Below are 24,872 nucleotides of genomic sequence, written 5' to 3'. Positions count from 1 at the left end.
TCGCTTTCAGGCAACGGCGAGCTGGCAGGTCGCGATGACAGCGGTCAGCACGCCGATGGCGGCGGCCGCGGGCAGGACCACCGCCGTCAGGGCCGCAAGGCCCGACCAGACTGCCCGCGGGCGCGGTCGGGCTGGTGCGGGGTTGGCGTCCAGCCGGGTCAGCCGGTGGCTGACGGAGTCGTCGGCGAGTGTGAGCGAGCCGTACGGCAGGTCGTGAGAGGCCAATGCGCTGATGGCTGAGCGGATCGCTTCGGCGCCGCAAGTGCGGGCTGCCGCGTCGTCGGCGGCGAGCTCGACCAGTTCGCGTGCCGCCGCAGGGGCCTGGCGGAACAACGGGACGATCGGCAGTGCCTTGCTCAGGGAATCGAGCAGCAGGATCAACAGGTGGTGCCTGCCGCGCAGGTGGGCGTACTCGTGCTCGAGTGCGGCAGCTGTTCCCACCGGGGACAGGGTCCGGGCGAGGCCGGTCGTCGCCACCACGATGCCGGCGGGACGGCGGGCGAGGCTGAAGGCCATCGGCTCGTCGTCGTCGACCCAGAAGGTCGGCGGCGAATCTCCGTCGCATCGCGCGATAGCGCGAAGTGTGGTCAGGCACTCTTCGCTCGTATGGGCCCGCTCGCGGAGGTCGCGCACCGTGTACCGGGCGAACCGGGCGGCCACCACGATGAGGAGCAGCGCTCCGGCCAGTCCGGTCAGTTGCCCGGCCGAGGGAAGGGTGCCACGGGAGAGCGCGGTCCAGCAGTCCTCAGCCGTCTTCACCAGGAAGATGCCGTGTCCGGGTGTGAGCAGAAGAATCACGCCCACTGTCGCGGACAGGGCAACTCCGAGGACCGCCATCAGCCATGCGGCCAGGATCGTCCGCGGGGCCCGGCTCGGATCCTGCCGGCACAGCAGTGCCGGGACGCACCATCCCACCACGACTGCCCCGGCGAGCAGTGCGAAGGCCACGAGCATGTCCGCACCGGCTTTCTCTCGACGTCGGAAACGGCATCGTAACTACTACGAGTAATAGTACACAGGGATACGTCCGGAATGTCCCCCGAGTGGGTCAGGTGTGTCCGGCCGTGTTTCCGGTCTTGATCTACTAGCGTTTCTAGTAGATCAAGACCGGTGGGTGGGAGGGCGGCGGTGACAGCCAGGGAAAGCAGGTGGCGCGGGCGGACAGTCGTGTCGGTCTTGCTGGCCGCCTCGCTGGGTATCACGGGCACCAGCGCGGCCGTTCCCCCGCCGCCGCCGAATCCGAGCGATTCCGAAATCGATTCGAGCCGACGGGCTGCCGAGTCGGGCGCGGCCGAGGTCGGGGTGCTCGCCAACCAGTTGGCCGAGGCCGAAGCCCGCCTGACCGCGCTGCAGGACGACGTCGAGGTGAAGCTCGAGGACGCCAACAAGGCGCTCGTCGACCTGCAGGCCGCGCAGGACGCCGCGGGGCAGGCCGAGCGTGACGCCGAGACAGCACGGCGGATGGCGGACTCGGCCAGCCTCGCGGTCGAGTCCGCGAGGCAGAACCTCGACCGGTTCGTCGCGGCCAGCTTCCAGCAGGGCAGCACCCTCGACTCGATTTCCGCCTACGTCGGCGCGGAGAACCCCCGGGATCTGCTCGCCCGCGCCCAGATGCTGACCGCAGTCAGCCAAAGCCAGTTCAACGTGCTGGAGGACCTGCAGCGCGCGCAGACGGAGAAGGGCAACGCAGATGCCGCCGCCCGCGCCGCACTGCAGGTGGCACAGCAGAGACAGGCGGACGTCACGCAGGCCAAGGCCGGTGCTGACACCGCGCTGGCCGCCGCGGTGCAGGCCCAGCAGAGCCAGGTGACGCGGGCCGGTCAGCTCGAGGCGGACAAGGCCACCGCCGAGCAGCGGCTCTTCGACGCGCAGAGCCGGCTCGGCGGCCTGCAGGGCCAGCGCAGGCGCTACGAGGACTGGCTCGCGCAGAAGCAACGCGACGACGAGCAACGCGCTCGGCAGGCAGCTCTGGCAGCTCCAGCCGCCCGTCCTTCCGGGCAGCGCCCGTCCGGTCCTTCCGCGCAGCGCCCAACGGCTCCCGCCGGCGCGACCGTGGAGGCGGTGATCGCCCGAGCGCTCTCCCAGATCGGGGTGCCCTACGCGTGGGGCGGTGGCAACGCCTACGGCCCCACCCTGGGCATCCGCGACGGCGGGGTGGCCGATTCCTTCGGGGACTACCGCAAGATCGGCTTCGACTGCTCCGGCCTGCTCATCTACGCCTTCGCCGGTGTCCGGCCCCTGCCGCATTACAGCGGCTACCAGTACGCCCTCGGCCGCAAGGTACCGTTGTCCCAGATGCGTCCTGGCGACCTGCTCGCGTGGAGCACAGCCGGCCGGATCCATCACATCGCGCTCTACCTCGGCAACGGCCAGATGGTCGAGGCTCAGCAGTCGGGGACGCTGGTGAAGGTGTCGGCGGTTCGCTACGGCGGGATCCTGCCGTTCGCCAGTCGCCTGATCGGGTGAGCCGGGAACCACGCTGTCCGTTTCTGACGTCGGGGAGACCAGGTGGAAATGCCCTCCCAGCCGGAACCCGCCACTCCACCCGGCCGACGCCGGAAGGTCCTGCTGCACCCGTTGCTGGTGACGCTGCCGATCGGGTGCTGGGTGGCCAGCGCGGTGTTCGACGTCGCCTCCCGGTCGGCCGGCAGGCCGGCGGAGTTCACCACCGCGTCGACTTGGCTGGTGGCGATCGGCCTGCTCGCGGCGGTGGTCGCCGGCCTGGCCGGGTTCGTCGAGTCGCTCCCGATCCCGGTCGGCACCGTGGCTCACCGGCGTTTCGTCGTCCACCTGATGCTCGCCGGTGCTGTGATCGTGCTGTACATGCTGGATTACCTGATGCGGCTGGGCGCACCGCCCGACCGGCCGGTTCCCGCCGGTCTCCTGGTGTTCTCCCTCGTGAACGCCGCGGTGCTGGTGGTCACGATGGGAACGGGTGCGGCCATCCGGGCCGCGTCACGATGAGCCGGGCTGACCCGAGCAGACCACGTTCGGCTCGGCGTTGTAGCGGACGGTCCGGGTGCTGCGGCTGATCTCCTTGCCGCTGAGGTCGCGAATGATCCGCGTGTCCGATGCCGTGAAGCCCTGCTGGCCCTGCACCGGTTTGCACGGGGTACCCGCCGGCTTGGTGACCGTCGTCGGGTTGACGTAGTCCCGTCGCGGGCCCGGCACGGACTCGACCGTCACGTGCTTGGTGCCCCACAGACGCACCGTGATCGACTTGGGGGTCCAGATGGTCTGGATCGCCACGCCGGTCGGGTAGTCGTTGCTGAACTTCAGGTCGATGACGCTGCTGCCGTCCGGGCTCTGGAACACGGTCGCCTCCCTCGCCGCCGGGTAACGGCTGATGTAGAAGCTGTGTTCCTTGTGGCCGGCGTCGGTCATGCCCGCGAAGTAGGAGGCGTTGTACAGGGTCGTCGCGAATTGGGAGATTCCGCCGCCCACCTCGCGTGCCGGGACACCGTCCTCGATCACGCCCGCTTCCACGTAGCCTTGCGGGGCGCCGCGGGGTCCGGTGTACCCGTTGAGGCTGAAGGTCTTCCCGGGCAGGACGACCGCACCGTTGACCTTCTCGGCGACCACCCGGATGTTGACGCCAGAGTCCTGGGCGAAGCCGCCCGTCGTGAACTCGCCGATCACTTCCTTGATCCCAGCCTGCTGGACCTGCTCGGTCGTGATCTTCGCGGGAGTGGTGACGTACCGGGCGTCGGTCGTCCGGTTGCCGCCCCGGCTGATGGCCTGCAGGAGCCCGGCGAGGGTCTGGTCCCAGTCGATGACCCTGCCGTCGCTGGAGGGCACCACGGTGGGCGCGCCGGTGTCGAAGCTGATCCGCGCGTCCTGACCGGGTTTCTCGGTCGGAGCGAGTTGATCGACCAGAGCGTCCAGCTTCGCCTTGTCCAGCCGGGCCACGAGAGAGCCGTCCTCGGCGGGCTGGAAGGACAACGCGGCGGCGATGCGTCGTCGCTCCACGGTGGCGATGCGGCCGTCGCCGCGGACGCCGGCCGGTCCCGAGACGGCGGGTTCGGCCACCTGCGCCAGGGCGGCTCGCACGCCCTCCCGCGTCGCCTTCGGTCGTACCTCCTGCACCGCCAGCTCCACTCGGGACGAGCGGGCCCACCCGGTGAGCAACGCCTGCTGCGCGCTGTCGGTGTCGAGCACCTGGCCGGGCTGGGGGTCCACCGGGATCGCGGTGGACCCGTCGAAGCGGATGTCGCCCTCGACGGCCGGCCGGTCGACGCTGCTCTTCAGCTTGCCCAGTGTCCCGGCCAGGCCGTCCTCGCTCACCGTGGCCACGATGTCGAGATCGCGGTCACTGAACAGCGAGGTCAGGCGGGTCCAGGGATTGAGCGGCTGGGACCCGGCCTGGGCGACGGTGGCGGCGAAGTCGACACTGATTCCGGCGTCCGCCGGGAGGAACTGGGTTTCGGCCGTTCCGGCGACGACCTGGACAGGCCGGGTGAGCCGCGGCGTCAGCTCGTCACGCAGCTTCTGCTCGGCCGCGGAGGTGCTCATGCCGCCGACCGGGATACCCGCCACGACCGTCCCGCGCGGGACTTCGCCGCCGGTCACGGTGAGGTCGAGCAGATACAGCACCCCGAGCACGACCACCACTGCCGCGCCCGCGATCGCCGCGGGCCTGCGCCACCAGGGCCGCTGCTTCGGCTGAGAATCGCTCACGCTGCCCGCGAGGGGCAGGTAGGCGGTCTGGTCGCCGCGCCCCTGGTCGTCGGCAGTCCTGTCCGCATCGTCCATCGAAGGAACCACTGTCTCCCCTGATCCCGGCCCGCTGCCCCGATGTCGGGCCACAGCTGGTAACTACTATCACAGGTAGTTGCCTGCTCGGCACTCCAGGTGCAGACAGGTGCGGCGGGCTTCCGGCGATGCTACGTTCGGATTTTCGGCCTCATGGAGGCGACAGCGATGGGTTCCCGCCCGGTGGCCGTGGTGATCGGCGACAACCGAAGACTCGTCGGGACCATCGTGCGGTCCCTGGCCGGCAGCCACGAGGTCTGGGTGGCCGGTGCCATGGCGTCCCCTGCGGCGGCTGTCTGTCCGCCCGGCCGGCCGTGGTCGGAACTCGACCCTGTGCCGGCAGGCGTGGAAATCCTGGTGCACTGTGCCGATGTCTTCGCCGACGGTCCGCTGCGGGACACCAGCGCACGAGTATGGCGAGACCTGTACCAGGCGAACTTGTTCGACTTCGCCGAACTCACGCATCGGCTGTTGCCTGCGTTGAGAGCGGCGCGTGGGCACGTGATCGTGATCGACTCGGCGAGGAGCACCGACTCACCGGAGAACCGGGCGGCCTATGTGGGCAGCAGGGCCGCGCTTTCGGTGCTGACCGAGGCGTTGCGCGAGGAGGAAGAGCGGCACGGGGTTCGAGTGACGGTGATCGACCCGGCCAGGGATGCCACCGCAGGTTCGACGGGCTCCGATCGCGTCGAGTCGATCGCAGCCGCAGTGCGTTCGGTGACATCACTCCGATAGCCGCCCGCGGGGGTGCTGGTCCACCCGGCGTGCGGTGACCAGGTAGCCGGTACCCAGCCATCGGCTCGCGCCGCGGCTCACGGTCTTCTCCGGATGGTGCCGCCAGCCCTGCCGCCACCGGCGGATGATCTTGTCCAGGGGTGGCAGGAACGGTGTCACGTCGTAGTGGACGAGGTCCGTCGGGTGGAACCCCGCGTCCCGCAACATGCGACGGAGGCGCCTCACGCGCAGCGCGCGGATCCCGGACCTCGGCACTCCGTGCCGCTTCTCGGAAGGAACCCCGAGCAGCCGTTCGATCCGCCCGAGCAGGCGCAGTGCCGGCCAGTAGACGCACCATTCGAAGGTTCGGTAGGGGCTCAAGGGGTTGAGCATGGTCACGACCGCGAGGCCACCCGGCCGGGCGACGCGGGCCAATTCCCGCAGCGCCTGGGGGACGTCGGCGTACTCGAGCACGCCCATGGCCACGACGACGTCGAAGCTGTCGTCCGGAAACGGCATGTCCTCGATCCGGGCGACCGAGAGGCGGACGCCGGCGCGCCCGGTGCGTTCCGCGACGGCCTCGATCATCGCGGGGGAACGGTCGCACGCGGTGATCCGGAAGTCCCCGGGCCGGGTGGCGAGGAGATGACTGATCAGGATGCCGGGGCCGCAACCGACGTCCAGGAGCTCGCCGGCGACCGGCGCCAGGGCTTCGTCGACGACGTGGAGGCGCGAGAAGAAGTACCGGGTGGACGGTCCTGATTCGTGAGCCGCGACGTAACCAGTGGCCGCGGAGGCGTCGGCGTACTGGTCGCGGACGGCGTCGTCGCGGGTGTTCGCGGCTCGCTGGTCCGATCGCCGTTGGTTGGAGAGTGCCATCGGTCCTCCATCGTCCACTGGGCTGAGCCGCCACTCCTACCCTGTTTAAGACTATCGAGCATAGTAGTTTGTTACGTCATCCGCTCGATCTGTCGCGAGATCCTTCCGGTGCAACGGGTTGAGGCTTCCCATGGCGACATGTTCCGGACGCAAGGGTCATTTCGCCGATGTGTGTGGCCCGCGTTCGAGGGGGTACCCGGGCGACCGGCCGCACGGCTACGACTCTGGATAGGAGACCTGATGACCAGGAGTGCTGAAATGCTCGGCGCCTACCCGGCTGATCTCGGTGGCGTGGACCGGGAGGCGCTGGCGCGGTGCATCGACGCGTGCTTCAGCTGCGCTCAGGCGTGCAGCGCGTGCGCGGACGCCTGTCTCAGCGAGGAAAAGGTCACCGAACTGACCAAATGCATTCGCGGCAACCTCGACTGCGCCGACATCTGCGACGCCACCGGCCGGACACTGTCGCGGCACACCGGCTACGACGCCAACCTCCCCCGCTCGATCCTCGAAGCCTGCGCGGCTGCCTGCAAGGCGTGCGGTGACGAGTGCGCCCGGCATGCCGGGCACCACGACCACTGCCGTGTCTGCGCGGATGAATGCCGCCGCTGCGAGCAGGCGTGCCGCACCCTCATTGCCTCACTGGGCTGAGCCCTCCATCCGAAAGGGAGATCGCATGCGTTTCCGAATCGCTCCAAGCCGCATCCGTCTCGTCGTGGGCGCGCTGGCCGCGGCGGCGTTGGTGGTCGCACCGGCGGCGAGCGCCTCGACCTCGAACAACGCCAAGGGCAACGACCGCGTCACCGGTCATGACATCAGCTTCATCGCGATGCTCGTACCGCACCACCAGACGGCCGTCGAGATGGCCGAGGTTGCCCAGGCCAAGGCGACGAACGCCGAGGTGCGGCAACTCGCGGCGCACATCGCCGAGGAGCAGAGCGGGCAGATCCGGCAGATGCAGGCCTGGCTGAGCCGGCACGGCGCGAAGCCCGAGCCACCGCCCGCGCCGGTGCGGGAGATGGAGCAGCAGGATCTGCAGATGCTTCGCGGCGCGGAGGGCGCCATGGTCGATCGCATGTTCCTGATGATGATGCGCCCCCACCACGGCCAGGCTGTCGCCGAAGCGATCGACGAACTCGAACACGGTCGTGACCGGTTCGCACTCGACATCGCACGCACCACCAAGACCGACCAGAGCCGTGAGATCACCCGGATGAACGACCTGCTCGCGGCACTCGGCTAGCGGACCCCGGCTGCTGCCGGGAACTGCGAGAAGAAGGGGCCCGGCTCCAGGGACAGGCCGGGCCCCGCTCCCGCGTTCACCGTTGTCACATCACGATCAGGCTCCCGCCGAACACGGTCAGCAGCGGACCGGCCAGCGGGCCCAGCACCACAGAGGCTGTGGCACCGGCATAGGCGGTGCCGGCGGACCACCGGTCGACGTCCGAGGCGGCGGGGGAGACCCCCGAGCGCACGGCGGGGGCGATCCAGCGCAGGTAGTAGAACAGGCTGGCCACGGTGTTGATCGCGGCGATCACGACGAGCCACGCGTAGCCACCGTCGAACGCGGCGGTGAACACCGTCAGTTTCCCCGCGAACACCCCGGTCGGCGGGGTCCCGACGAGCCCGAGCAGGCACACCACGAGGCTGACGGCGAGCCAGGGGCGGCGGCGGATCAGGCCGCGGTAGTCCTCGATGACGGCGGCCTTGGGCAGTGCGCAGACCACGGCGAACGCGCCGAGGTTGGTGATGGCGTAGGCGGCGGCGTACAGCAGCAGGCTGGGCAGGGCGAGGTCGCTGCGGAGCGCGGCGGTGACGGCCATCAGCAGGTAGCCGACCTGGCTGATGGTGGAGTAGGCGAGCAGCCTGCGGACGTTGTGCTGGAAGAACGCCGCGAGGTTGCCCAGGGTCATGGTGGCCGCGGCGATGATCGCCAGCAGCAGCGCCCAGTCGACGGGCGAGTCCGCCAGGGCGGAGGACACCAGCCGGTAGGCGGCGATCACCGCGCCGATCTTGGGCACGGTGGTCAGGAACGCGGCCACCGGCGGTTTGGTGCCCTCCGTGGCGTCGGGAACCCAGAAGTGCGCCGGCACCGCGCCCATCTTGAACAGCAGCCCGCCGAGCACCCCGACGAAACCCGCGGCCACGGCGGCGACCGGGGCGGCGCCGAGCGATTCCCCGATCTCGGCGTAGGCGCTGGCTCCGCCGACTCCGAACAGGACGGTCGCGCCGGCGAGCATGACGATGCCGAGCAAGGCGCCGAGCAGGTAGAACTTGAGCGAGGCTTCGGTGCCGGTGTCGTCCTTCGCGAACCCGGCCAGGGCGTAGAGCGGGATGCTGGCGATCAGGAAGGCGGCGACCAGCAGCATCAGGTCGTTCGCCCCGGCCAGCAGCACGGTGCCGAGGGCGGCGAGCAGCACGAGGACGTACAGCTCGGACTCCCGCGGCACGGCCCGGAACTCGCCGGCGCTGATGCCGAGGGTGATGAGCACGGCGACCAGCACGATCACGCGCGCGGCGTTGGTGGCGACGTCGATCGCGTAACTGCCGCCGAACACCGTCTCGTCGTGCCCCCAGGTCACCACGGTCGCGACCAGCCCGGCGAGGCAGGCGAGGGCGGTGACCAGACGGACGGGCCCTTGCCGGTGCCGGGGGAGGTAGGACCCCAGCAGCAGGGCGGCGACCGCGGCCACGGCGAGGAAGATCTCGGGCAGCAGCGCGGACGGGTCTTCGTTCATCATCTCCACGGCAGGATCACCGGGCCATCAGGTCGAGGACCGCGCGCGATGCCGGTTCGATGAGGTCGAGCAGGAATCGCGGAAAGACGCCGATGACGACGGCGAGCACCAGCAGTGGCGCGATCGAGACGCCCTCCGCGACGGTGAGGTCGGCCGCGGGTTCGGGGGAGCGGCTGGGACCGAGGAAGATCCGCTGGAACGCGCGGAGGAACAGCGCGGCGGTGACCAGGATGCCGAGGAACGCCAGGACGGTGGCGACCGGGGTCGCGCCGAGCGAGCCGGTGAAGATCTGGAACTCGGCGATGAACCCGGAGAACCCGGGCAGGCCGAGCGAGGCGAACGCCGCGACCGCGGTGAGCCCGGCGAAGCGGGGCGCGCTGGCGGCCAGCCCGCCGTAGCGGGACATGTCGTAGGTGCCGCCGCGGTCGTAGAGCACCCCGGCCAGCAGGAACAGCGCGGCCGTGACCAGGCCGTGGCTGACCATCTGGGTGACCGCTCCGGTGACCGCGAGCTGGCGCGCCTCGGCGGCGGTGTCGGCGACCAGTCCGGCGGCGCCGACCGCGAGGATGATGTAGCCCATGTGGTTGACCGAGGTGTAGGCGATCATCCGTTTGAAGTCCCGCTGCGCCAGCGCGACCAGGGCGCCGTAGAGGACGCTGACGACGCCGACCACGACGACGACCACGGCGTAGCGGCGCCACGCATCGGGCAGGATCGGCATCATGATGCGCACGAACCCGTAGGTGCCCATCTTCAGCAGGACGCCCGCCAGGATCGCCGACCCGGCCGCGGGGGCTTCGGTGTGGGCGGGCGGCAGCCAGGTGTGGAACGGCACGGTCGGGGTCTTGATCGCGAATCCCAGGCCCAGCGCGAGCAGCACCAGCCCGGCGGCCCATCCGCCACCGGCCAGCGGCATCTGCCGGGTCAGCTCCACGATGTCGAAGGTGTGCGGGGAGGCCGCGAGGTAGAGCGCGATGAACCCGACCAGCAGGGCGAGCGAGCCGACGAAGGTGTACAGGAAGAACTTCACGGCGGCACGGGCGGCGTCGCGGTGGCCCCAGCCCGCGATCACGAAGTACATCCCTACGATCGAGAGGTCGAAGAAGACGAAGAACAGGATCAGGTCCAGGGCGACGAACAGCCCCAGGCTCACCGTCTCCAGGAACAGGAACAGCGCGGCGAAGGAGCGCACCCGCTTGTCCTGGCGCAGCGAGTACACCGCGCACGCGAGGAACAGGCCGGCGGTCAGCGCCACGAGCGGCAGGCTCAGCCCGTCCACCCCGAGGTGGTAGCCGGAGCTGACGCTCGGTATCCAGCGCAGGTTCACCTCGTAGGCGTAGCCGTCCCCGCCCGGGTACCCGGCCCACAACGCGATGACCAGGGCGAACTCCACGGCCGAGACGGACACCCACCACCACCGGACGAACCGGTCGGGCACGCGCGGCACCGCGAACAGCACCACCGCCGCTAGCAGCGGCAGGAACACCACGACGCTGAGCACGTTCACCTCACGTTCGTCACAGCACGATCAACAACAGGACAAGGACGCCCAGCCCGACCGCGGCCTGGGCGTAGTAGTGGTGCAGCTGGCCGGTCTGCGGCCGGGGCGCCTGCCGCCCGAGCGACCGCGCCGCCCTGGCCACCGCACGGACGGCGCCCTCGATCGACCACTCGACCCGCAGGTCGGTCAGGCGGGCAAGGGCACCGGCGGTCGCGGCGGCCGCGCGCACCCCACCGTCGACGACCCGGTCGTCGAAGCGGGCGAGACCGTCGGCCAGCCGCACCGTCGGCGTCACGACGACGAGCCGGGTGAGGCGTTCGAGCCCGAGCCAGCCGGCGAACAGGCCGGGCGCCGCGAGCTTCTCCGCCCGGGTCCACGAGGCGGCGGCCAGCGCACCGGCGATCGCGAGCGCCCCGGAGACGACCAGTTCGAGCCAGGACGTCTCGGGGACCTCGGCCGCGCCCAGCAGCGTGGCGAACCAGCGCGCGGGCCCGGGCAGGCCTACGATCCCGAGCACCGTGGCGGCCAGCGCGAGCACCGGTAACGGGCCGAGGAGCCAAGCGTTCAACGGCCGGACCGCATCCGGTTCGGCGGGCAGCCAGAGCACCGCCAGCACGCGGCCCACGTACGCTCCGCTGAGCAGCGCGGCCGCCAGGCCGACGACGTAGAGGGCGGGTGAGCCGGCCAGCGCGCTCGCCAGGACCGCGTCCTTCGTCACCCAGATCGACAGCGGGGGGATACCGGCCAGGGTCAGCGCGCCGACCGTGAACACCGACCCGAGTACGGGGAACCGTCGCGCCGCTCCCTTGAGCCGCGCGAGATCCTTGGTGTCCAATGCGACCAGCCACGCCCCGGCGCCGAGGAAGAGCAGGCTCTTCGTCGCGGCGTGCGCCACCAGCTGCCCGGTCCCGGCCGCCACACCGCCGGTGCCCGCGGCGAGCACCATGAACCCGATCTGCGAGCACGTCGACGCGGCCAGCACCTGCTTGAGGTCGCGCTGGGCCACCGCGATCGCGCCCAGCACCAGCGCGGTGAGCACCCCGATCCAGGCGGTGGCCGTGGCGGCCCAGCCCGTCACGGCCAGCAGGGGCTCCACGCGCAACAGCAGGTACGCGCCCGCCGCGACCATCGTCGCCGAGTGCAGCAATGCTGACACCGGGCTCGGGCCGTCCATCGCCCGGGAGAGCCAGAAACTGAACGGCAACTGCGCGGACTTGCCGAGCGCGGCGAGCACCAGCCCGGCCGCGACGGCGTCCCGCCAGCCGCCCGCCGCGGCGGGCAACCCGGCCAGGGTGAGCCCGCCGACCCCGCCCGCCAGCGCGGCACCCGCCGCGAGGTACAACCCCAGGTCCCCGGCCCGGGTGGTGAGGAAGGCGACCACGCCCGAGCCCGCGCGGCGCTCCTCGCGCCACCAGAACCCGATCAGCGCGTACGAACAGGCCCCCACGACCTCCCAGGCCATGAGCAGCACGATCAGGTCGCGGGCAGTGACCGTCACGAGCATCGCGCCCGCGAAGACCAGCATCAGCCCGTGGAAACGAGCGCGGGACTCCGCAGCGCCGAACTCGCCCGCCGCGAAGACCAGTACCGCGACCAGGACGACCGCCACGGTGACCACCATGACTGCCGACAGGCCGTCCACGCCGAGCCCGATCCGCAGGCCGGCCAGGAACGGCATCGACACCTCGGGCGCGCTCACCGCGGCGACGATCGCCAGAACCGCGGTGACCGCCGCTGTCGCGATCCCGGCCCACGGGGCGAGCCGGTCGGCCCGGTGTCCCGACACCAACAGGGCCGTTCCGGCGAGGAACGGCAGCGCGATGAGCAACCACAGGGTCATCGGATCAGCCCTTGAGGTCGGCGGCGGAGTCGGTCATGTCCACGTCCCGCCGCCGGAAGATCGCCGTCGTCACGGCGAACCCGATCGCCATGTCCACCGCCATCAGCACGAGCGCGACGACCACGACGACCTGGCCGTCGGGACGGCTGGGCGAGGCGAAGTACCAGTAGGCCGACGCCGCCACGATGACGGCGTTGGCCATCAGCTCCAGCCCCATCATGATCATCACGATGGACTGCTGGGACAGCGCGCCGTAGAGGCCGACGCTGAACAACGCCGCGGCCAGGAGCAGGAACTGTTGCAGGATCACCGGTTCAAGCCCCCTCGCACCGGATCGTGCGGGCGCTTGGCGTCGAGCCGGTCACCGTAGCGGTCGTAGCGGCCCCGGTGCGCCGCCAGGACGACCGTGGCCACCATCGTGGCGAACAGGCACAGCCCGAGCACCATCATCACCAGCATCTTCGAGCCCATCAGCGCCTCGCCGAGCGCGCGGGTCGTGTCCTCCGGGCGCGGCTCACCGGAGGTCGGCCAGGGGATCAGGAAGATCCCGGCCGCGAGCGCGGCGAACACCGCGCCCGCGATCGCCAGGGAGCCCTTCTGGTTGTGCACCATGGTCATCGGCATCAACCCGGCCGGGTTCATCATGTACATGATCATGAACACGACCATGACGACCATCTCCATGATCATCATGAGGATCACGAGAACCCCCAGGTAGGCCAGGTTCAGCAGCAGCACCGTCCCGGCCGCGAAGACGAACGACGCCAGCAACGCGAACGTCGCCCGCGCCATCGAATCCACACGGAACACCGCGACCCCGGTGACGACCGAGCCGACGGCGCAGACCCAGAAGGCGATCTGTGCCCACATCACGTGCGCTCCTCTCTCACCGGGCAAGCACCACGAGCGACACCACGAGCGCCTGCACCAACGTCAGCGGGATCAGCACGATCCAGGCGATCTCCTGGTAGCGCTCCATCCGCACCGTCGGCACCCGGCGACGGATCCACACCAGCACCGCCAGCACCGCGGCGGTCTTCACCAGCGACCACAACCAGTCCGGCAGCAGCGGCCCCGCGCCACCGCCCAGGAACAACGGCACCGCGAAGGCCGCACCCGACACCAGCAGCAGCCACCGCCCCGCCTCGAACAGCAGCCGGTCTACACCGGACAGCTCGGCCGACGCTCCGCCGGCGAGGTCCGGCCCGACAGCCTGGTCGAACGGTCCCCAGAACGCCATCGCGAGCACCGACAGCAGGTAGACCACGAAGGCCACCGGCATCCACACCACGAACCACAGCTCGTCCTGGGCCGCCACGACATCCGCCACCCGCAGCGATTCCGCGCCCAGCGCGGCGGTGATCAACGCGAACATGTGCGGCAGCTCGTAGGCCAGGCCCTGGGCGACGAAGCGGTACCCGCCGATCAGGCCGAACGCCGAGTTGGCGCCCCACCCGACGAGCCACACCGCGGCCCACGCCACCGCCTCCATGGCGTTGAACCACACGATTCCGATCGAGAAATCCGCCACCACCCACCGGCCCAGCGGTGTCACCAAGGAGGCCAGGAAGCCGGCGACGACGAGGGCGAGCGCACCGCCGCGCGACAGCAGGAGGTCCGCCGCGAGCGTCCGGCGCCGTTGCTGGACCAGCAGCCCGGCCACGGCGCGAAACGGCTCGATGAGTGCGCCGTTCCGGCTTCCGGCCGCCTGGGACGCGAGCACCGAGTCCCAGGCCGCGGCGGCCGCGACGAGCAACACCAGGACGAGCGGCAACACCAGGCCGCCCCAGAACGGGAGCTGTTCAACCATGGGCCACCCGCGCACGCTCGAGTTCCGGATCCAGGCTGGCGACGATGAGCCGAGCGGCCGCGAACTCGCTACCGGCGAGCAGGCCTGGCAAGCGCTCGAGGGCCCCGACCGGATCCTCCGCGTTCGCGGCGACGCCGTCGCGCAGCTCCGCCTCGGCGTCGTGGAGCCACCGCGTCAACCGGTCCATCGCATCTCCGGCCAGCGGAGACCCCGGCTCGTCGAGCGCCCCGACGCCGGACAGCGACCACCGCAAGACCCGTGATCTGCGGACCCGGCGTGCCCACCGGGAGAACTCCGGGTCGATCCGCTCGCCTGCCAGGGCGCTGTCCCGCAACCGGGCCGCTACGACCGCCGCCTCCTCCCAACCCGCGACGGTCAGCAGCCGGCGACAGCTGTCGAGTCGCCGCGCCGCCGTGCCGGGCACGCCCTCCGCGAGCGACGACCAGAAGGGGTCGCTCCCGCGCGGGGCTGGAAGCAAGTCGATAGTCGCTTCCTGGATGACGTCGCCCTGGAGCGCCGTGCGGACCACCAGCCCCTCCGGCCACGCCGGCAGGATCGGGCCGAGCTGCACGTGCAGTTGATCCAGCTGCAGCCCGTCACGGTCCGGCGAGCGGTCGGCCATCGGGATACCGCCAGGCATCTCCATGCCGCTCATGTCGTGGCCCGCGTGCCCGCCGTGCCCGCCGTGATCGTCATGCCCGCCGTGGCCGCCCTGGTCCGCGTGCCCGCCGTGGTTGCCCTGGGCGGTGTGCTGGATGGGCTCACCATGGCCGGGGTGTTCACCATGGTCACCGTGGCCCGCGTGCCCATCGGGGCCGGCGGGCCTGTCGTGCTCGTGGCCCCCTTGGTCGTGCTTGGCGTGGTGTTCCTGCTCGGCGCGGTGCGCGGGCGAATCCCGGTGGTGCTGCTCGTGCCCGGCCTGGCCCTGCGACGCATGCTCGTGGTGCTGCGCATGGTCGTCGTGGGCGCCGTGATGGGGGGTCATCGAGGAGGCGGGGCCGTGATCACCGTGGCCGTGCGCCGCGCGCGGATGGCCTTCGTGCGGCTCGCCGTGTCCGTGGTCCATGGTGTGGGTCTCAGCGCCGTGGGCATCGGGGTGCTCACCGTGCTCGTGGCCGGCAGGGTCGTTTGGATGGGCTTGGTGCGCCTGGGCGCGCTGGTGATCGGCGGAGTGCAGTCGGCGTACCGCGTCGTCCAGTGCGCCCTCGACTTCCGCCGCGTGGAGGAGTTCTGCGCGGACACGGGGGAAGGGCATCTGCCGCCAGACCGCTTCGACCGCCGCGGCCATCGGCTCCTGTGGTTGGCCTGCGACGATCAGCAGGTTGGCTTCAGCCGGGTTGAGTGCCGGCCGCCAGCCACGGACTCGCGCCTCCCGCTCGGCGGCGAGGCGCGCGGCCGTACCGCCCGGCGCCGCGGCGATCAGCGGTCGCACGGGCGTCCGGCGGAGCAACCAGGATGTCAGGTCCACCGGAACACGCCCTCCCGCCACGCGTACCAGACGCCTGCGAACAGCAGCGCGAGGAAGAGGAACATCTCCACCACGGCCGCGGTGCCGACCTCCGAGACGACCAGCGTCCACGGGTACATGAACACCATTTCCATGTCGAAGGCCAGGAAGATCATCGTGACCGTGTACCAGCGGACGTGGTACCGCGACACGGCGTGCTCCGCGGGTGCGCCGCCGGACAGGAAGGGGTGGACCTCGCGTGCCGTGGGTGCCAATCGTGCCAGCATCGAGCCGCCGTAGATGGCGGCCACGAGCGCAACCACGGCGACGAGAGCCGTAACCGCACCAGTCACCGCGCCCTCCTGTGGTCGAAGTCGATCTACTAGGCAGCCTAGAGGGTGGGAACGCGTCCGGCCTGCCGACACGCTTTATACCATTACGGGGTAACCCTAATAGTGAAGAACGGCTCGCTCGGGTCGCCAAGCCGCCGGCTTGTTCCCCTGTGGTCGGGGTCCCTGTCACCTTCCGATGGTGGTGTCCGATGTTCAACACCTTCGCCCGTGCCTTCGTCGCGCGTCTCATCGATCCGCTCGGCGCGGCGCTGCTGAAGGTCGGGCTGACGCCCAACGTCGTGACTCTCCTCGGCGCAGCGGGCGCGGTCTCGTGTGCGCTCGTGTTCCTGCCGCGCGGGATGCTCCTCGCCGGCACCTTCACCGTGTGGGCCTTCGTGATGCTCGACCTGGTCGACGGGGCGATGGCCCGTGTGACAGGCGCGACCCGGTTCGGCGCGGTGCTCGACGCCACGTGTGATCGCCTCGTCGACGGCGCGCTCTTCGCCGCCATCACGTGGTGGGCGTTCGCGGTCGGCAACTCGCGGGCTGCGGCGGTCGCGCTCGTGTGCCTCGTGCTCGCCCAGGTGATCTCCTATGTCAAGGCGCGAGCCGCGGCGTCGGGTTTCCCCGCTGAGGGCGGTCTCGCGGAGCGCGCCGAGCGGCTGGTCATAGCGCTCATCGGCACCGGCCTTCAGGGTCTCGGCGTGCCTCACGCCGTCGAGGTGTCGCTGTGGTTGCTCGCGTTGCTGTCCCTGCTGACTCTCGCGCATCGAATCAGGGTGGTGGTCGAGGCCGCGCGGAACGCCGGTTGATGAGCGGAGCCCCGCAGGACAGCACGGTCACGGTTACGCGGTAGCCCTGACCGCGAGAAAGTCGTGGATCAGGCGCGCCAGTGCCACCGGCTGGTCCTCACTGATGAAGGGACCGGTGTTCTCGAGTAGTTCCAGGTGTGCGTTGGGCAGGATGCCGGCGAGCCGGTGCGCGTGCTCTTGCGGGAAGAACCGGCGCCGCTCGCGGGCCCAGGCGATCAGCGTGGGAAGGCGGAAGGTGACGAGGCCGCGAGCGGCTTCCTGTGTGAATTCGGAGCTGATGGACCGCACCAGTGCGGCGAAGTCCCGGCGCACGCCGCTGCGCTTCCGCAGTGGTTCGGTGTACGACCGCATGATCTCCGCCGGGATCGGCCGCTCGGTCAGCCTGCCGAAGGCGATCGGCAGTCGCTGGACGGCTCGCGAGCGGAGCCCCTGCGCGAGCAGGTAGAGCCCTGCGGGCGTGCGTCCGAACACCTGCAGGTGCTTGATCGGCGGAGGCAGGAAGTTGCCGAAGGCGTCGCACGGCGTCAGCACCAGCCGGCCGAGCCGGTTCGGGTGGCGCGCCGCGACCGCTTGCGCGATGGCACCGCCCGTGTCGTTGGCGACCAGCACCACGTCGTCGAGCCGGAGCGCGGCGAGGAACTCGTCAACGAGCTTCGCCAGCCCGAAGAGGGTGAAGTCGGTGCCGGCACGCATGGGCAGCCGGTGCGAACCGAGCGGCCAGTCGGGGGTGATGCAGCGGTACTGGCCGGCCAGTTCGGGGACGACGTTTCGCCAGACGTCACCGTTGGCGATGATCCCGTGCAGGAAGACGACGGGTGCGCCGGTCCCGCGCTCGCGGTACTCGATGGGGCCGGCGGTGAGCTCTGTTCGGCGCGGCGCGCCCAGCTGAGCGGAGATGGCCACGGTTTGCCTCCTTGGGCGTGAAGTCGGTTGTCACGAGACGCGAACAGCGACCGTGTGCCAGCCGCTCGCTCCGACGGGGTATGGGGGCCGCACCCGGCCGTCCTGGACCTCACCCGATCGGCTGATGGCCCGGGCCTGGACCGAGTGCGCACCTGGGCTGAGGTCGAGGGCGGCCGTCCATCGTCGCCACGATGACGGTGAGAGTTCGCGTGCCAGCCGCGCCGGCTGCCATGGGCCGTCGTCGGCGCGCACCTCCACACCCGCGACACCGTGTGGCGGTGCCCAGGCGACGCCGCCCACCGGGAGCGACCGGCCGGCTCGAACGCCCTCCGCCGGCACGTCGATGCGGGCTTGCGGCTGGATCCAGGCGGGCTCGTGGGGCCACCCCCGCGGGGACCAGTAGTCGGAGTGGGGGCCGGTCGTCAGTTCCAGCTCGGTCAGCCACTTCACGCCGGTGTACTGCCCGTAGATGCCCGGCACGAACACCCTCGCCGGATAGCCGTGCGCTGCCGACAACGGCCGGCCGTTGAGAGCGACCACGACGTAGCCCTTCCACTGCCCGGTCCGCAACGGCTCGGCAGGCAGGGAGATGGTGAACCCGTCGACCGCTCGCGTGACCAGCGTGTCCGCTTCGGCGGACGGGCTCGCCCGGTCCAGCAGGGTTCGCAGTGGCACGCCGTGCCACCTGCCGTTGCCCAGCCGGTGCCCGCCCACCGGATTGTGGACGCAGACCATGACCGCGTCGAACTCCTCGGCCTCCGCCATGAGGTCGGCCAAAGACCATCGCTGGGGTTCGGCGACGAGTCCCGCGATCGTGAGCCGCCACCGGCTTTGCTCGATCAGCGGCGTGCTGAGGTTGACATCCGTGACGTAGAACTGGTCGACCGGGGTGATGAGGGGAGCCAGCCCGGGCACCGCCGCGGCTCCGTCCTCGGGCACGGCGGCGGTCTCCAGCGGCCGCTGTGTCTCGACTTCGTGCCGCCGCCGACGACTCGCCAGCAGACTCCGCGCAGCCACCAGTGAACCGCTGCCCAGGAGGGCCCATGCTGTCGAGCGACCCAGGCCCGAGCTGCCGGACAAGGCGACACTCGTCGTAACAGCTCCGGCGGTCGCCGCGGCAAGAGTCACCGGAACCGACCGGGGCGGGCGGCGCAGCGCGAGCCCTGCGGTCGCGGTGGCGAGAGCCATGAGAGCCGAGGTGCGGGCGGCTTTGGGCAGACGGGCCAAGGCGGCGGTCGTGCTGATCGCCGTCGCGCCCACGGCTGCGCGGATCGCCGGCTTGTCCTGGCTCGACAGGAGCTTCACGGTCAGATCGACCACCTGCCGGGGGCTCCAGTCCACCACGCTCCGGCCGACGTTGTCGATCAACGACTGGCCCTTCGTGGCCCCGACCAGCTCGCCGAGACCCAGTCCCGCCAACCCGGCAGCGACCGCGCGGTACCCCGCGGTTCGTCGTGGGGCTCTCGGCTTCCTTCGCATGGCTCCTCCGCTCGCGATACTGGCCCGTATTCGAAGTGATACAGTAGCGTCTCATGGACGAATGGGAAAGCCGAGTCGCCGAGGCGGGTCTGGAAATCCTCGCCGAGGAGGGGTTGGCGGCTCTCTCGGTGGCCGGCATCGCGCGACGGCTGGGTGCATCCCGGATGACCCTGCACCGCAAGGGCCTGACCCGGGAACGAGTGATCGAACTACTGAGCATCCGGGCGGGCTACGAGTACCAGCAAGCCGTCTGGCCGACGCTCGTGTCCGACGGGACTGGGCTGGCGCGCTTGGAACGCGCCCTGCGAGCGACGTGCCAGGTCGCGGATCCGTGGCGGCACCTGTTGGTCGGCCTGTTCGCCGAGGACGGCGGGATCTTCCACGAACCCGAGAAGGTCAGCGGGGCCGAGCGTGACCGGGCGCTGGCAACTCGGACGGTGTTCGTCGAGCCCCTCGCGCGGCTGCTGCGGGACGGGATCGCCGACGGCAGTCTCGCCGAAGTGCCCGACGTCGACCGGACGGCGACCGTGTTGTTCAACCAGGTTGGCTGGACCTACCTGGCGTTGCGCGTCGGTCAACAGTGGACTCGGGAGCAGGCCGAGGACTCCGTGGTGACACTGGCTCTGGCCGCGGTGGCCGGACGTCCGCCCGGCTGATCAAGCCAACACTTGGCGGACCGTGAAAGTGCGGCCACCGTCGGACGAGTAGTGGATCCCTGTTTCGGTCGCCACGTACACGTCGGAAACGCTGGACGCGGCGAACGCGCCCGGTGGACCGGGCGCCTGTCCCCGTCGCGCCCAGCTGAGCCCGCCGTCTGTGCTGACGTAGATCGTGTTGTTCGGGTCGGAGCCCAGCAGCGTGTCAGTGGCAGGCCACTCCACGAAAACCAGGGCCGGGGCGTCAGGCAACGGGGAGAAGCTGCGCCCACCGTCGTCGCTTCGCATCAGTCCGTCCGCGGTGTTCGCGACGACGACGTCGGGATTGGCGGGGTCGACGGTGAAGTCGCTGAGGGCGAGGCGGGCTCGATTGTCCCAGTTCCGCATGTCGGTGGTCACCATGATCTGGCGGCTCTGGCTGTCGTAGGCGTAGACGAGGCCGTGCTTCGCTTCGATCGAGTGCAGGTCCGCGCGACCCGCGAGGGACAGCTCGTGCCAGGTCTGGCCCGCGTCGGTGCTTTCGACGAGGCCCAGGTGGGGAGGCCCGTCAGTGCGAGATCCGGGATGGCCGCTGCCGAGGAAATGCCGGGGCCCCACGACGGTGAACCCCATCACGTCCTGCACGGGGCCGACTCGCTCGGGTGTGCCGCCCGGTGGAAGTTTGAACAGTCCGTAGTGGCTCGCGGCGTAGAGCACGCCGTCCGCGGGGTCGACGCCGAGCCCGTGCACGTGTGCCAGGTCCGGCGTGGCGGATGTGCTGTCGCCCCCGGTCGCGGACGGCGCTGCGCAGGCGGACAGCGTCAGAGCTGTGATCGCGAGCAGCAGTTTGGTGTGGAGGCGTGCGCGCATGCCGACCTTTCCCCGGGGGGTCATTACTAGGAATACTAGTAGTCGCCTCTCTGGGGCCGGAGCGTGGCGTGGCACGTGATGATCCGGGCGACTTCGCCGGGCGCATCAGTGGGCACCAGATGTCCGCTGTGCGGGATCACGACCTGCGTCGCCGTTGGCAGTAGCTCGGCGGCGCGGCGGGCACCGCGACGACCGATGATGCGGTCTCGGCCGGCCCAGACGATGGTGACCGGTGCCGTGATCTCGGGAGCCCGACGGAACCGGTAGCGCCCGGTGTGCCGGCTCATCGCCGCGATGTCGCTGACCGCCAGCGCCGATGCCATCGTGGACGCTTCCTCTGCGCTGATCATGCTGGGTTCCGCCGAGAACAGGCCGAGCGCGGCGGATCGGGTCACGCGGCCGGCCAGGAGGCGGTCGCGCAGCGGGATGTGCAGGTTACGGCTGAGCTTCGATGCATGCCGCAGCGCTGCGGCCGCGTACCTGCCGCGGAGGGGACTCCAGAACCCGATGGGTGCGAGGGCGATCGCGCCGGAGACGTGAACCAGGCGTGCGAGTTCGAGTGCGACCGCGCCGCCCAGTGAATGTCCCAGGACGAGCGGCGTTTCGACACCACGGTCCCGGAGTGTGACCGCTGTCAGGCCGGCGAGCCGGGAAACCACGTCCGGCCCGTAGTCGAATCCGGGTTCCGCGCCGTGGCCGGCGAGGTCGAGAGCGAGAACGTCGGTCTTCGGCGGTAGTCGTCGGAGGAGGCGAGCCCACGCCCGGCTGTCCACTCCACCCCCGTGCAGAAGGACCAGCGTCTGGTTGACATCCATACCCCCGTACGGTAATAACTTGAACACCGGTGTTCAAGTTATGGAGGTGTCATGACCCACGCACACCACGCATCGGGTGCTCTGACCGCCCACGCGTCGCCCCCACCTCGTCGCTGGTCGGCCCTGGTGCTGCTCTGCCTGGCGCAGTTCATGCTGATCGTGGACATCACCGTCGTTCAGGTGGCGCTGCCGACGATCGGCACCGACCTCGGGCTGGGACGGGACGCACTGACGTGGGTGGTCACCGCGTACACCCTCGGGTTCGGTGGACTGATGGTCTTCGGCGGGCGCCTGGCCGACGCGTTCGGCGCACGCCGCACCCTTCTGGCCGGGCTCACCCTGTTCACGGTCGCCTCGCTCGTCTGCGGCCTGGCGACCGGAGGCGTCATGCTCATCGCGGGCCGCGCGGTCCAGGGTGTCGGAGCGGCGCTGCTCTCACCATCAGCGCTGTCGATCATCACCACGACGTTCAGCGGACGGGAACGTCATCGTGCTCTCGGAATCTGGGCGGCCATCGGCGGCAGCGGCGCTGCGGTCGGCGTGCTCCTGTCCGGGCTCCTGACGGCGGGGCCTGGCTGGGAATGGGTGTTCTTCGTCAACGTGCCCGTCGGGCTGTTCGTGGTCCTTGCGCTGCCCGTGGTCGTCCCGGCGCACCGCCGGGACGACCGGCGAGAAGGGCTTGATCTGCCCGGTGCGCTCTCGGTCACCGTCGCCACGGGCCTGCTCATCTACGCGCTGGTTCACGCCGGTGACGCCGGCTGGGGTTCGGCCGGCACGCTGCTCGCGCTCGCGGGATCGCTGCTCGGGTACGCCGCGTTCGCCTGGATCGAGTCACGTGCCCGCAATCCTCTGATGCGGCCGAGCACCTTCGCGCAACGGCCGGTGGTGTCCGGAACGTTCCTGATGCTGATCGCCACGGGCCTGCTGCTCGGCCTGTTCTTCCTCACCTCGCTGTACTTCCAGCACGTGCTCGGCTTCGGTGCGCTGAAGACGGGGCTGTTGTTCCTGCCGGTGGCCATCGCGCTCACGCTTGGCGCGCAGCTGGCGGCGCACCTGATCAGCAAGATCGGGGGCCGGGCCGTGGCCGTCGCGGGCTTTCTGCTCGCAGCGATCGGGGCCGGGCTGCTCACCCGGATCCATCCGGGTGCCGGCGTCTACGGCGATGTGCTGCCCGGGTTCCTTCTGGCCGCGGTCGGTATCGGTCCGATCTTCGTCACCGCCACGACGACCACCCTCGCGAACGTCGCGCACGCCGAATCCGGGGTCGCCTCCGGCGTGATCAACACCTTCCACGAGCTGGGTGGCAGTATCGGCGTCGCCGCCGTCTCGACCGTCGCGGTCGCTTCGATCGGTGCCATCGCACCTGACACCACCGGCTTCGTCGGCGGTTATCTCCTCTGCGCCATCGTGGCCGCGGCCGCCGGTGTGATCGCCGTGGGCCTCGTGCCGCCGGGCAAGCCGCAGGCGGTGACCGGGCACGGCCACTGATCGCCCGTACCCTGTGGACGTGGCCGCCACCCCACCACGCCGGCGAGCGGACGCCGAGCGCAACATCGACGGAATCCTGACCGCTGCCCGCGACCTGTTCGGCAAGGGCAGGAACCCCTCCATGATCGAGGTCGCGCAGGCCGCGGGTGTCGGCCGGGTAACCCTCTACAACCACTTCCCGTCCCGGGAAGTCCTGCTCGAAGCTGTCATCCAGGGTGCGATCGAAGACACCGATCGGGCCCTGAGCAACCTCCGCCTCGACCACGGCCCGCCGGCGGAATGTCTCGCCAGACTGGTGGGCACCTCATGGTCCATTCTGGACCAGTACCGCAGGCTCCACGCCGTGGCGCTGGAGGTTCTCGGGCCCGAACACCTGCGCCGCCGGCACGACCGGGCGTTCCGTCACGTCCAACGGCTCATCGCGAGGGGGCGGAGCGAAGGCGTGTTCCGCACCGACCTGCCGGAAGACTGGCTGGTCACGACCTGCTACGCGCTGATCCACGCTGCCGCGGACGAAGTCGGCAACGGCGAACTCACCACCGAGCAGGCCCCCGGCGTGCTCACCGCGACGTTGCTGTCCGTGCTCGAGACCCGCGCATCGCAACAGCACAGGCGGAGATGTGCCGAAGCTCACGATCCATCGGACGAAGCGGCCGGTCGACCTGATCACCAAGCGTGAGAAATACAACGACAACCTGTAGTACGAAACACGATAGTGGACAACGACTGCTCGTTACCCTACTGTGACCGCGGACCTTCGGGGAGGTCGAACAACGTTCGCTGATCCACAAAGGAGAACCACCTCAGGTGCGCCCGCACAACCGCAGACTCACCAACGCCGTCAGGGCCCTCGCGGCCACAGCGGTCCTCGCGATGACTCTGATCGCCATCCCCGCGGGGGCTCAGCCCTCCTCCGAAGGCTCCGAGGAGATGCAGCGGTACCAGGAGCTCGGTGCTGCCGCCGCGCAGGCTGACGAGGATCTGCTAGGCGCCCAAGCAGACCTGACCAACGCAAACATCATCCGTGACCGGGCCAACGCCGACCTGGCTGCCGCGAACGAGGCTCTCGCCCGCGCCCAGGCTGCCGAGGGGCAGTTCCGTGGCGCGGTGGACGAATTCACCGCGGAATCGTTCCGGGGCGGCCAGTTCGCCCGGCTGTCGGCGATCATGGGCAGCAGTTCGGCTCAGGACTACCTCGAGCGCATGTCGGCGTTGAGCATGTTGTCCGCCAACAACATGGAGGCGCTGACCCAGTTGCAGGCGGCGAGCAGCCAGGCGGCAACCGCCCAGGCAGCCGCCGCGGAGGCGAAGACCCGTGCCGATTCCGCGGCGGCCGAGGCGCAACAGGCACTGGACCTCGTGAACCAGCGCAGGCGGGATCTCAACACCCAGATCAGGCAGGTGCGGCAGGCGCTCAACGCCCTGTCCGCCAGCGAACGGGAAGTCCTCAACACGGTGCAGGACACCGGCTCCTACCTCGGGCCTCCGGGCGCGGCGAACGACGCGCTGCAGGCTGCGCTCTCCAAGCGTGGTTCCGAGTACGAGTGGGGAGCGACCGGCCCCAGCGAGTTCGACTGCTCGGGCTTGACCAGCTGGGCCTACAAGCAGGCGGGGGTCAGTCTTCCTCGGACGAGCCGGCAGCAGTACACGGTCGGCAGGCCGGTGTCGATGAACGAGCTCCAGCCCGGTGACCTCGTCTTCTTCGACGACGGCAGTGGTGATCCGTCGAAGATCCACCACGTCGGCATGTACGTCGGCAACGGGAAGATGGTCGACGCCCCGACCGAAGGGCAGCTCGTGGACGTCCGGTCCGCAAAGGGTGACGGACACTACATCGGCGCACGGCGGATCGTCGGCTGA

General features: G+C 70.3%; 25 protein-coding genes. 10 read left to right on the top strand and 15 right to left on the bottom strand.

Annotated features, from left to right (window positions below):
• Positions 1–6 precede the first annotated feature (6 nt).
• Positions 7–954: a M56 family metallopeptidase gene (locus ABZ193_RS17020; RefSeq protein WP_354710521.1), complete on the bottom strand. Its 948-nt coding sequence runs from the start codon at positions 952–954 to the stop codon at positions 7–9.
• Between the two features lie 213 nt (positions 955–1,167).
• Here ABZ193_RS17020 and ABZ193_RS17015 point away from each other — a divergent pair, with 213 nt between their 5' ends.
• Complete coding sequence (locus ABZ193_RS17015; protein WP_354710519.1) at positions 1,168–2,466, top strand: NlpC/P60 family protein; 1,299 nt, start codon at positions 1,168–1,170, stop codon at positions 2,464–2,466.
• Positions 2,467–2,514: 48 nt separating this feature from the next.
• Entirely contained in the window at positions 2,515–2,964 is a 450-nt protein-coding gene (locus ABZ193_RS17010; RefSeq protein WP_354710583.1) for a DUF2231 domain-containing protein, read from the top strand.
• On the opposite strand, the gene ABZ193_RS17005 is transcribed toward ABZ193_RS17010, so the two are convergent.
• Positions 2,956–4,752: a VanW family protein gene (locus tag ABZ193_RS17005; RefSeq protein WP_354710518.1), complete on the bottom strand. Its 1,797-nt coding sequence runs from the start codon at positions 4,750–4,752 to the stop codon at positions 2,956–2,958. The two genes, ABZ193_RS17010 and ABZ193_RS17005, sit on opposite strands and share 9 nt — an antisense overlap.
• Positions 4,753–4,905: 153 nt before the next feature.
• Between ABZ193_RS17005 and ABZ193_RS17000 the strand changes: the two genes are divergently transcribed.
• A complete protein-coding gene (locus ABZ193_RS17000) occupies positions 4,906–5,487 on the top strand; it encodes an SDR family NAD(P)-dependent oxidoreductase (protein ID WP_354710517.1) in 582 nt (193 codons plus the stop codon).
• On the opposite strand, the gene ABZ193_RS16995 is transcribed toward ABZ193_RS17000, so the two are convergent.
• Complete coding sequence (locus ABZ193_RS16995) at positions 5,476–6,345, bottom strand: class I SAM-dependent methyltransferase (protein ID WP_354710516.1); 870 nt, start codon at positions 6,343–6,345, stop codon at positions 5,476–5,478. The genes ABZ193_RS17000 and ABZ193_RS16995 overlap by 12 nt on opposite strands.
• 240 nt (positions 6,346–6,585) lie before the next feature.
• Here ABZ193_RS16995 and ABZ193_RS16990 point away from each other — a divergent pair, with 240 nt between their 5' ends.
• Complete coding sequence (locus tag ABZ193_RS16990) at positions 6,586–6,993, top strand: four-helix bundle copper-binding protein (protein WP_354710514.1); 408 nt, start codon at positions 6,586–6,588, stop codon at positions 6,991–6,993.
• A gap of 64 nt (positions 6,994–7,057) precedes the next feature.
• The gene (locus ABZ193_RS16985; protein WP_354710513.1) at positions 7,058–7,585 is read left to right on the top strand and encodes a DUF305 domain-containing protein; all 528 of its coding nucleotides are present in this window, start codon (positions 7,058–7,060) and stop codon (positions 7,583–7,585) included.
• A gap of 85 nt (positions 7,586–7,670) precedes the next feature.
• Here the strand turns inward: ABZ193_RS16985 and ABZ193_RS16980 are convergent, their stop codons facing one another.
• Genes ABZ193_RS16980 through ABZ193_RS16945 form a run of 8 tightly spaced genes read right to left on the bottom strand, consistent with a single transcriptional unit; the run spans position 7,671 to position 16,031 of the window.
• Complete coding sequence (locus ABZ193_RS16980) at positions 7,671–9,083, bottom strand: NADH-quinone oxidoreductase subunit N (RefSeq protein ID WP_354710511.1); 1,413 nt, start codon at positions 9,081–9,083, stop codon at positions 7,671–7,673.
• A gap of 13 nt (positions 9,084–9,096) precedes the next feature.
• Complete coding sequence (locus tag ABZ193_RS16975; protein ID WP_354710582.1) at positions 9,097–10,581, bottom strand: NADH-quinone oxidoreductase subunit M; 1,485 nt, start codon at positions 10,579–10,581, stop codon at positions 9,097–9,099.
• A 16-nt stretch (positions 10,582–10,597) separates the two neighbouring features.
• Positions 10,598–12,421 carry a proton-conducting transporter membrane subunit gene (locus tag ABZ193_RS16970; protein ID WP_354710509.1) on the bottom strand — a complete coding sequence of 608 codons (1,824 nt, stop codon included), beginning with the start codon at positions 12,419–12,421 and terminating at the stop codon, positions 10,598–10,600.
• Positions 12,422–12,425: 4 nt separating this feature from the next.
• Positions 12,426–12,731 (bottom strand): NADH-quinone oxidoreductase subunit NuoK, encoded by a 306-nt coding sequence (gene nuoK, locus ABZ193_RS16965; protein WP_306996831.1) that lies wholly within the window; start codon positions 12,729–12,731, stop codon positions 12,426–12,428.
• Positions 12,728–13,291, bottom strand: coding sequence for an NADH-quinone oxidoreductase subunit J (locus tag ABZ193_RS16960; protein ID WP_354710581.1), 564 nt, complete (start codon positions 13,289–13,291; stop codon positions 12,728–12,730). The genes nuoK and ABZ193_RS16960 overlap by 4 nt, the downstream gene beginning before the upstream one ends.
• Before the next feature lie 16 nt (positions 13,292–13,307).
• Positions 13,308–14,231 (bottom strand): complex I subunit 1 family protein, encoded by a 924-nt coding sequence (locus ABZ193_RS16955; protein ID WP_354710507.1) that lies wholly within the window; start codon positions 14,229–14,231, stop codon positions 13,308–13,310.
• A complete protein-coding gene (locus ABZ193_RS16950; RefSeq protein ID WP_354710506.1) occupies positions 14,224–15,699 on the bottom strand; it encodes a hypothetical protein in 1,476 nt (491 codons plus the stop codon). The genes ABZ193_RS16955 and ABZ193_RS16950 overlap by 8 nt, the downstream gene beginning before the upstream one ends.
• Entirely contained in the window at positions 15,690–16,031 is a 342-nt protein-coding gene (locus ABZ193_RS16945) for an NADH-quinone oxidoreductase subunit A (RefSeq protein ID WP_354710504.1), read from the bottom strand. Before ABZ193_RS16945 ends, ABZ193_RS16950 begins: the two co-directional genes overlap by 10 nt.
• 188 nt (positions 16,032–16,219) lie before the next feature.
• Between ABZ193_RS16945 and pgsA the strand changes: the two genes are divergently transcribed.
• On the top strand, positions 16,220–16,822 hold the full coding sequence (pgsA, locus tag ABZ193_RS16940) for a phosphatidylinositol phosphate synthase (protein WP_354710503.1): 603 nt from the start codon (positions 16,220–16,222) through the stop codon (positions 16,820–16,822).
• Between the two features lie 33 nt (positions 16,823–16,855).
• On the opposite strand, the gene ABZ193_RS16935 is transcribed toward pgsA, so the two are convergent.
• Positions 16,856–17,725, bottom strand: coding sequence for an alpha/beta hydrolase (locus tag ABZ193_RS16935; RefSeq protein WP_354710502.1), 870 nt, complete (start codon positions 17,723–17,725; stop codon positions 16,856–16,858).
• Positions 17,726–17,755: 30 nt separating this feature from the next.
• Complete coding sequence (locus ABZ193_RS16930) at positions 17,756–19,144, bottom strand: molybdopterin-dependent oxidoreductase (RefSeq protein ID WP_354710500.1); 1,389 nt, start codon at positions 19,142–19,144, stop codon at positions 17,756–17,758.
• A 113-nt stretch (positions 19,145–19,257) separates the two neighbouring features.
• Here ABZ193_RS16930 and ABZ193_RS16925 point away from each other — a divergent pair, with 113 nt between their 5' ends.
• A complete protein-coding gene (locus ABZ193_RS16925) occupies positions 19,258–19,860 on the top strand; it encodes a hypothetical protein (RefSeq protein ID WP_354710499.1) in 603 nt (200 codons plus the stop codon).
• Here ABZ193_RS16925 and ABZ193_RS16920 read toward each other — a convergent pair whose 3' ends face one another.
• Complete coding sequence (locus ABZ193_RS16920) at positions 19,861–20,709, bottom strand: F510_1955 family glycosylhydrolase (protein ID WP_354710498.1); 849 nt, start codon at positions 20,707–20,709, stop codon at positions 19,861–19,863. It abuts the gene before it with no gap.
• 35 nt (positions 20,710–20,744) lie between these two features.
• Positions 20,745–21,524: an alpha/beta hydrolase gene (locus tag ABZ193_RS16915; protein WP_354710497.1), complete on the bottom strand. Its 780-nt coding sequence runs from the start codon at positions 21,522–21,524 to the stop codon at positions 20,745–20,747.
• A 51-nt stretch (positions 21,525–21,575) separates the two neighbouring features.
• Between ABZ193_RS16915 and ABZ193_RS16910 the strand changes: the two genes are divergently transcribed.
• The 3 genes from ABZ193_RS16910 (at position 21,576) to ABZ193_RS16900 (ending at position 24,872) form a co-directional block, all read left to right on the top strand.
• Complete coding sequence (locus ABZ193_RS16910) at positions 21,576–23,012, top strand: MFS transporter (protein ID WP_354710496.1); 1,437 nt, start codon at positions 21,576–21,578, stop codon at positions 23,010–23,012.
• Positions 23,013–23,031: 19 nt separating this feature from the next.
• Positions 23,032–23,691 carry a TetR/AcrR family transcriptional regulator gene (locus tag ABZ193_RS16905; protein ID WP_354710495.1) on the top strand — a complete coding sequence of 220 codons (660 nt, stop codon included), beginning with the start codon at positions 23,032–23,034 and terminating at the stop codon, positions 23,689–23,691.
• A gap of 128 nt (positions 23,692–23,819) precedes the next feature.
• Positions 23,820–24,872 carry a C40 family peptidase gene (locus ABZ193_RS16900; RefSeq protein WP_354710494.1) on the top strand — a complete coding sequence of 351 codons (1,053 nt, stop codon included), beginning with the start codon at positions 23,820–23,822 and terminating at the stop codon, positions 24,870–24,872.

This window comes from Amycolatopsis sp. NPDC006125 (assembly GCF_040614195.1).
GTDB lineage: Bacteria > Actinomycetota > Actinomycetes > Mycobacteriales > Pseudonocardiaceae > Amycolatopsis_E > Amycolatopsis_E tucumanensis.
This window is presented reverse-complemented; position numbering and strand designations above follow the sequence as displayed.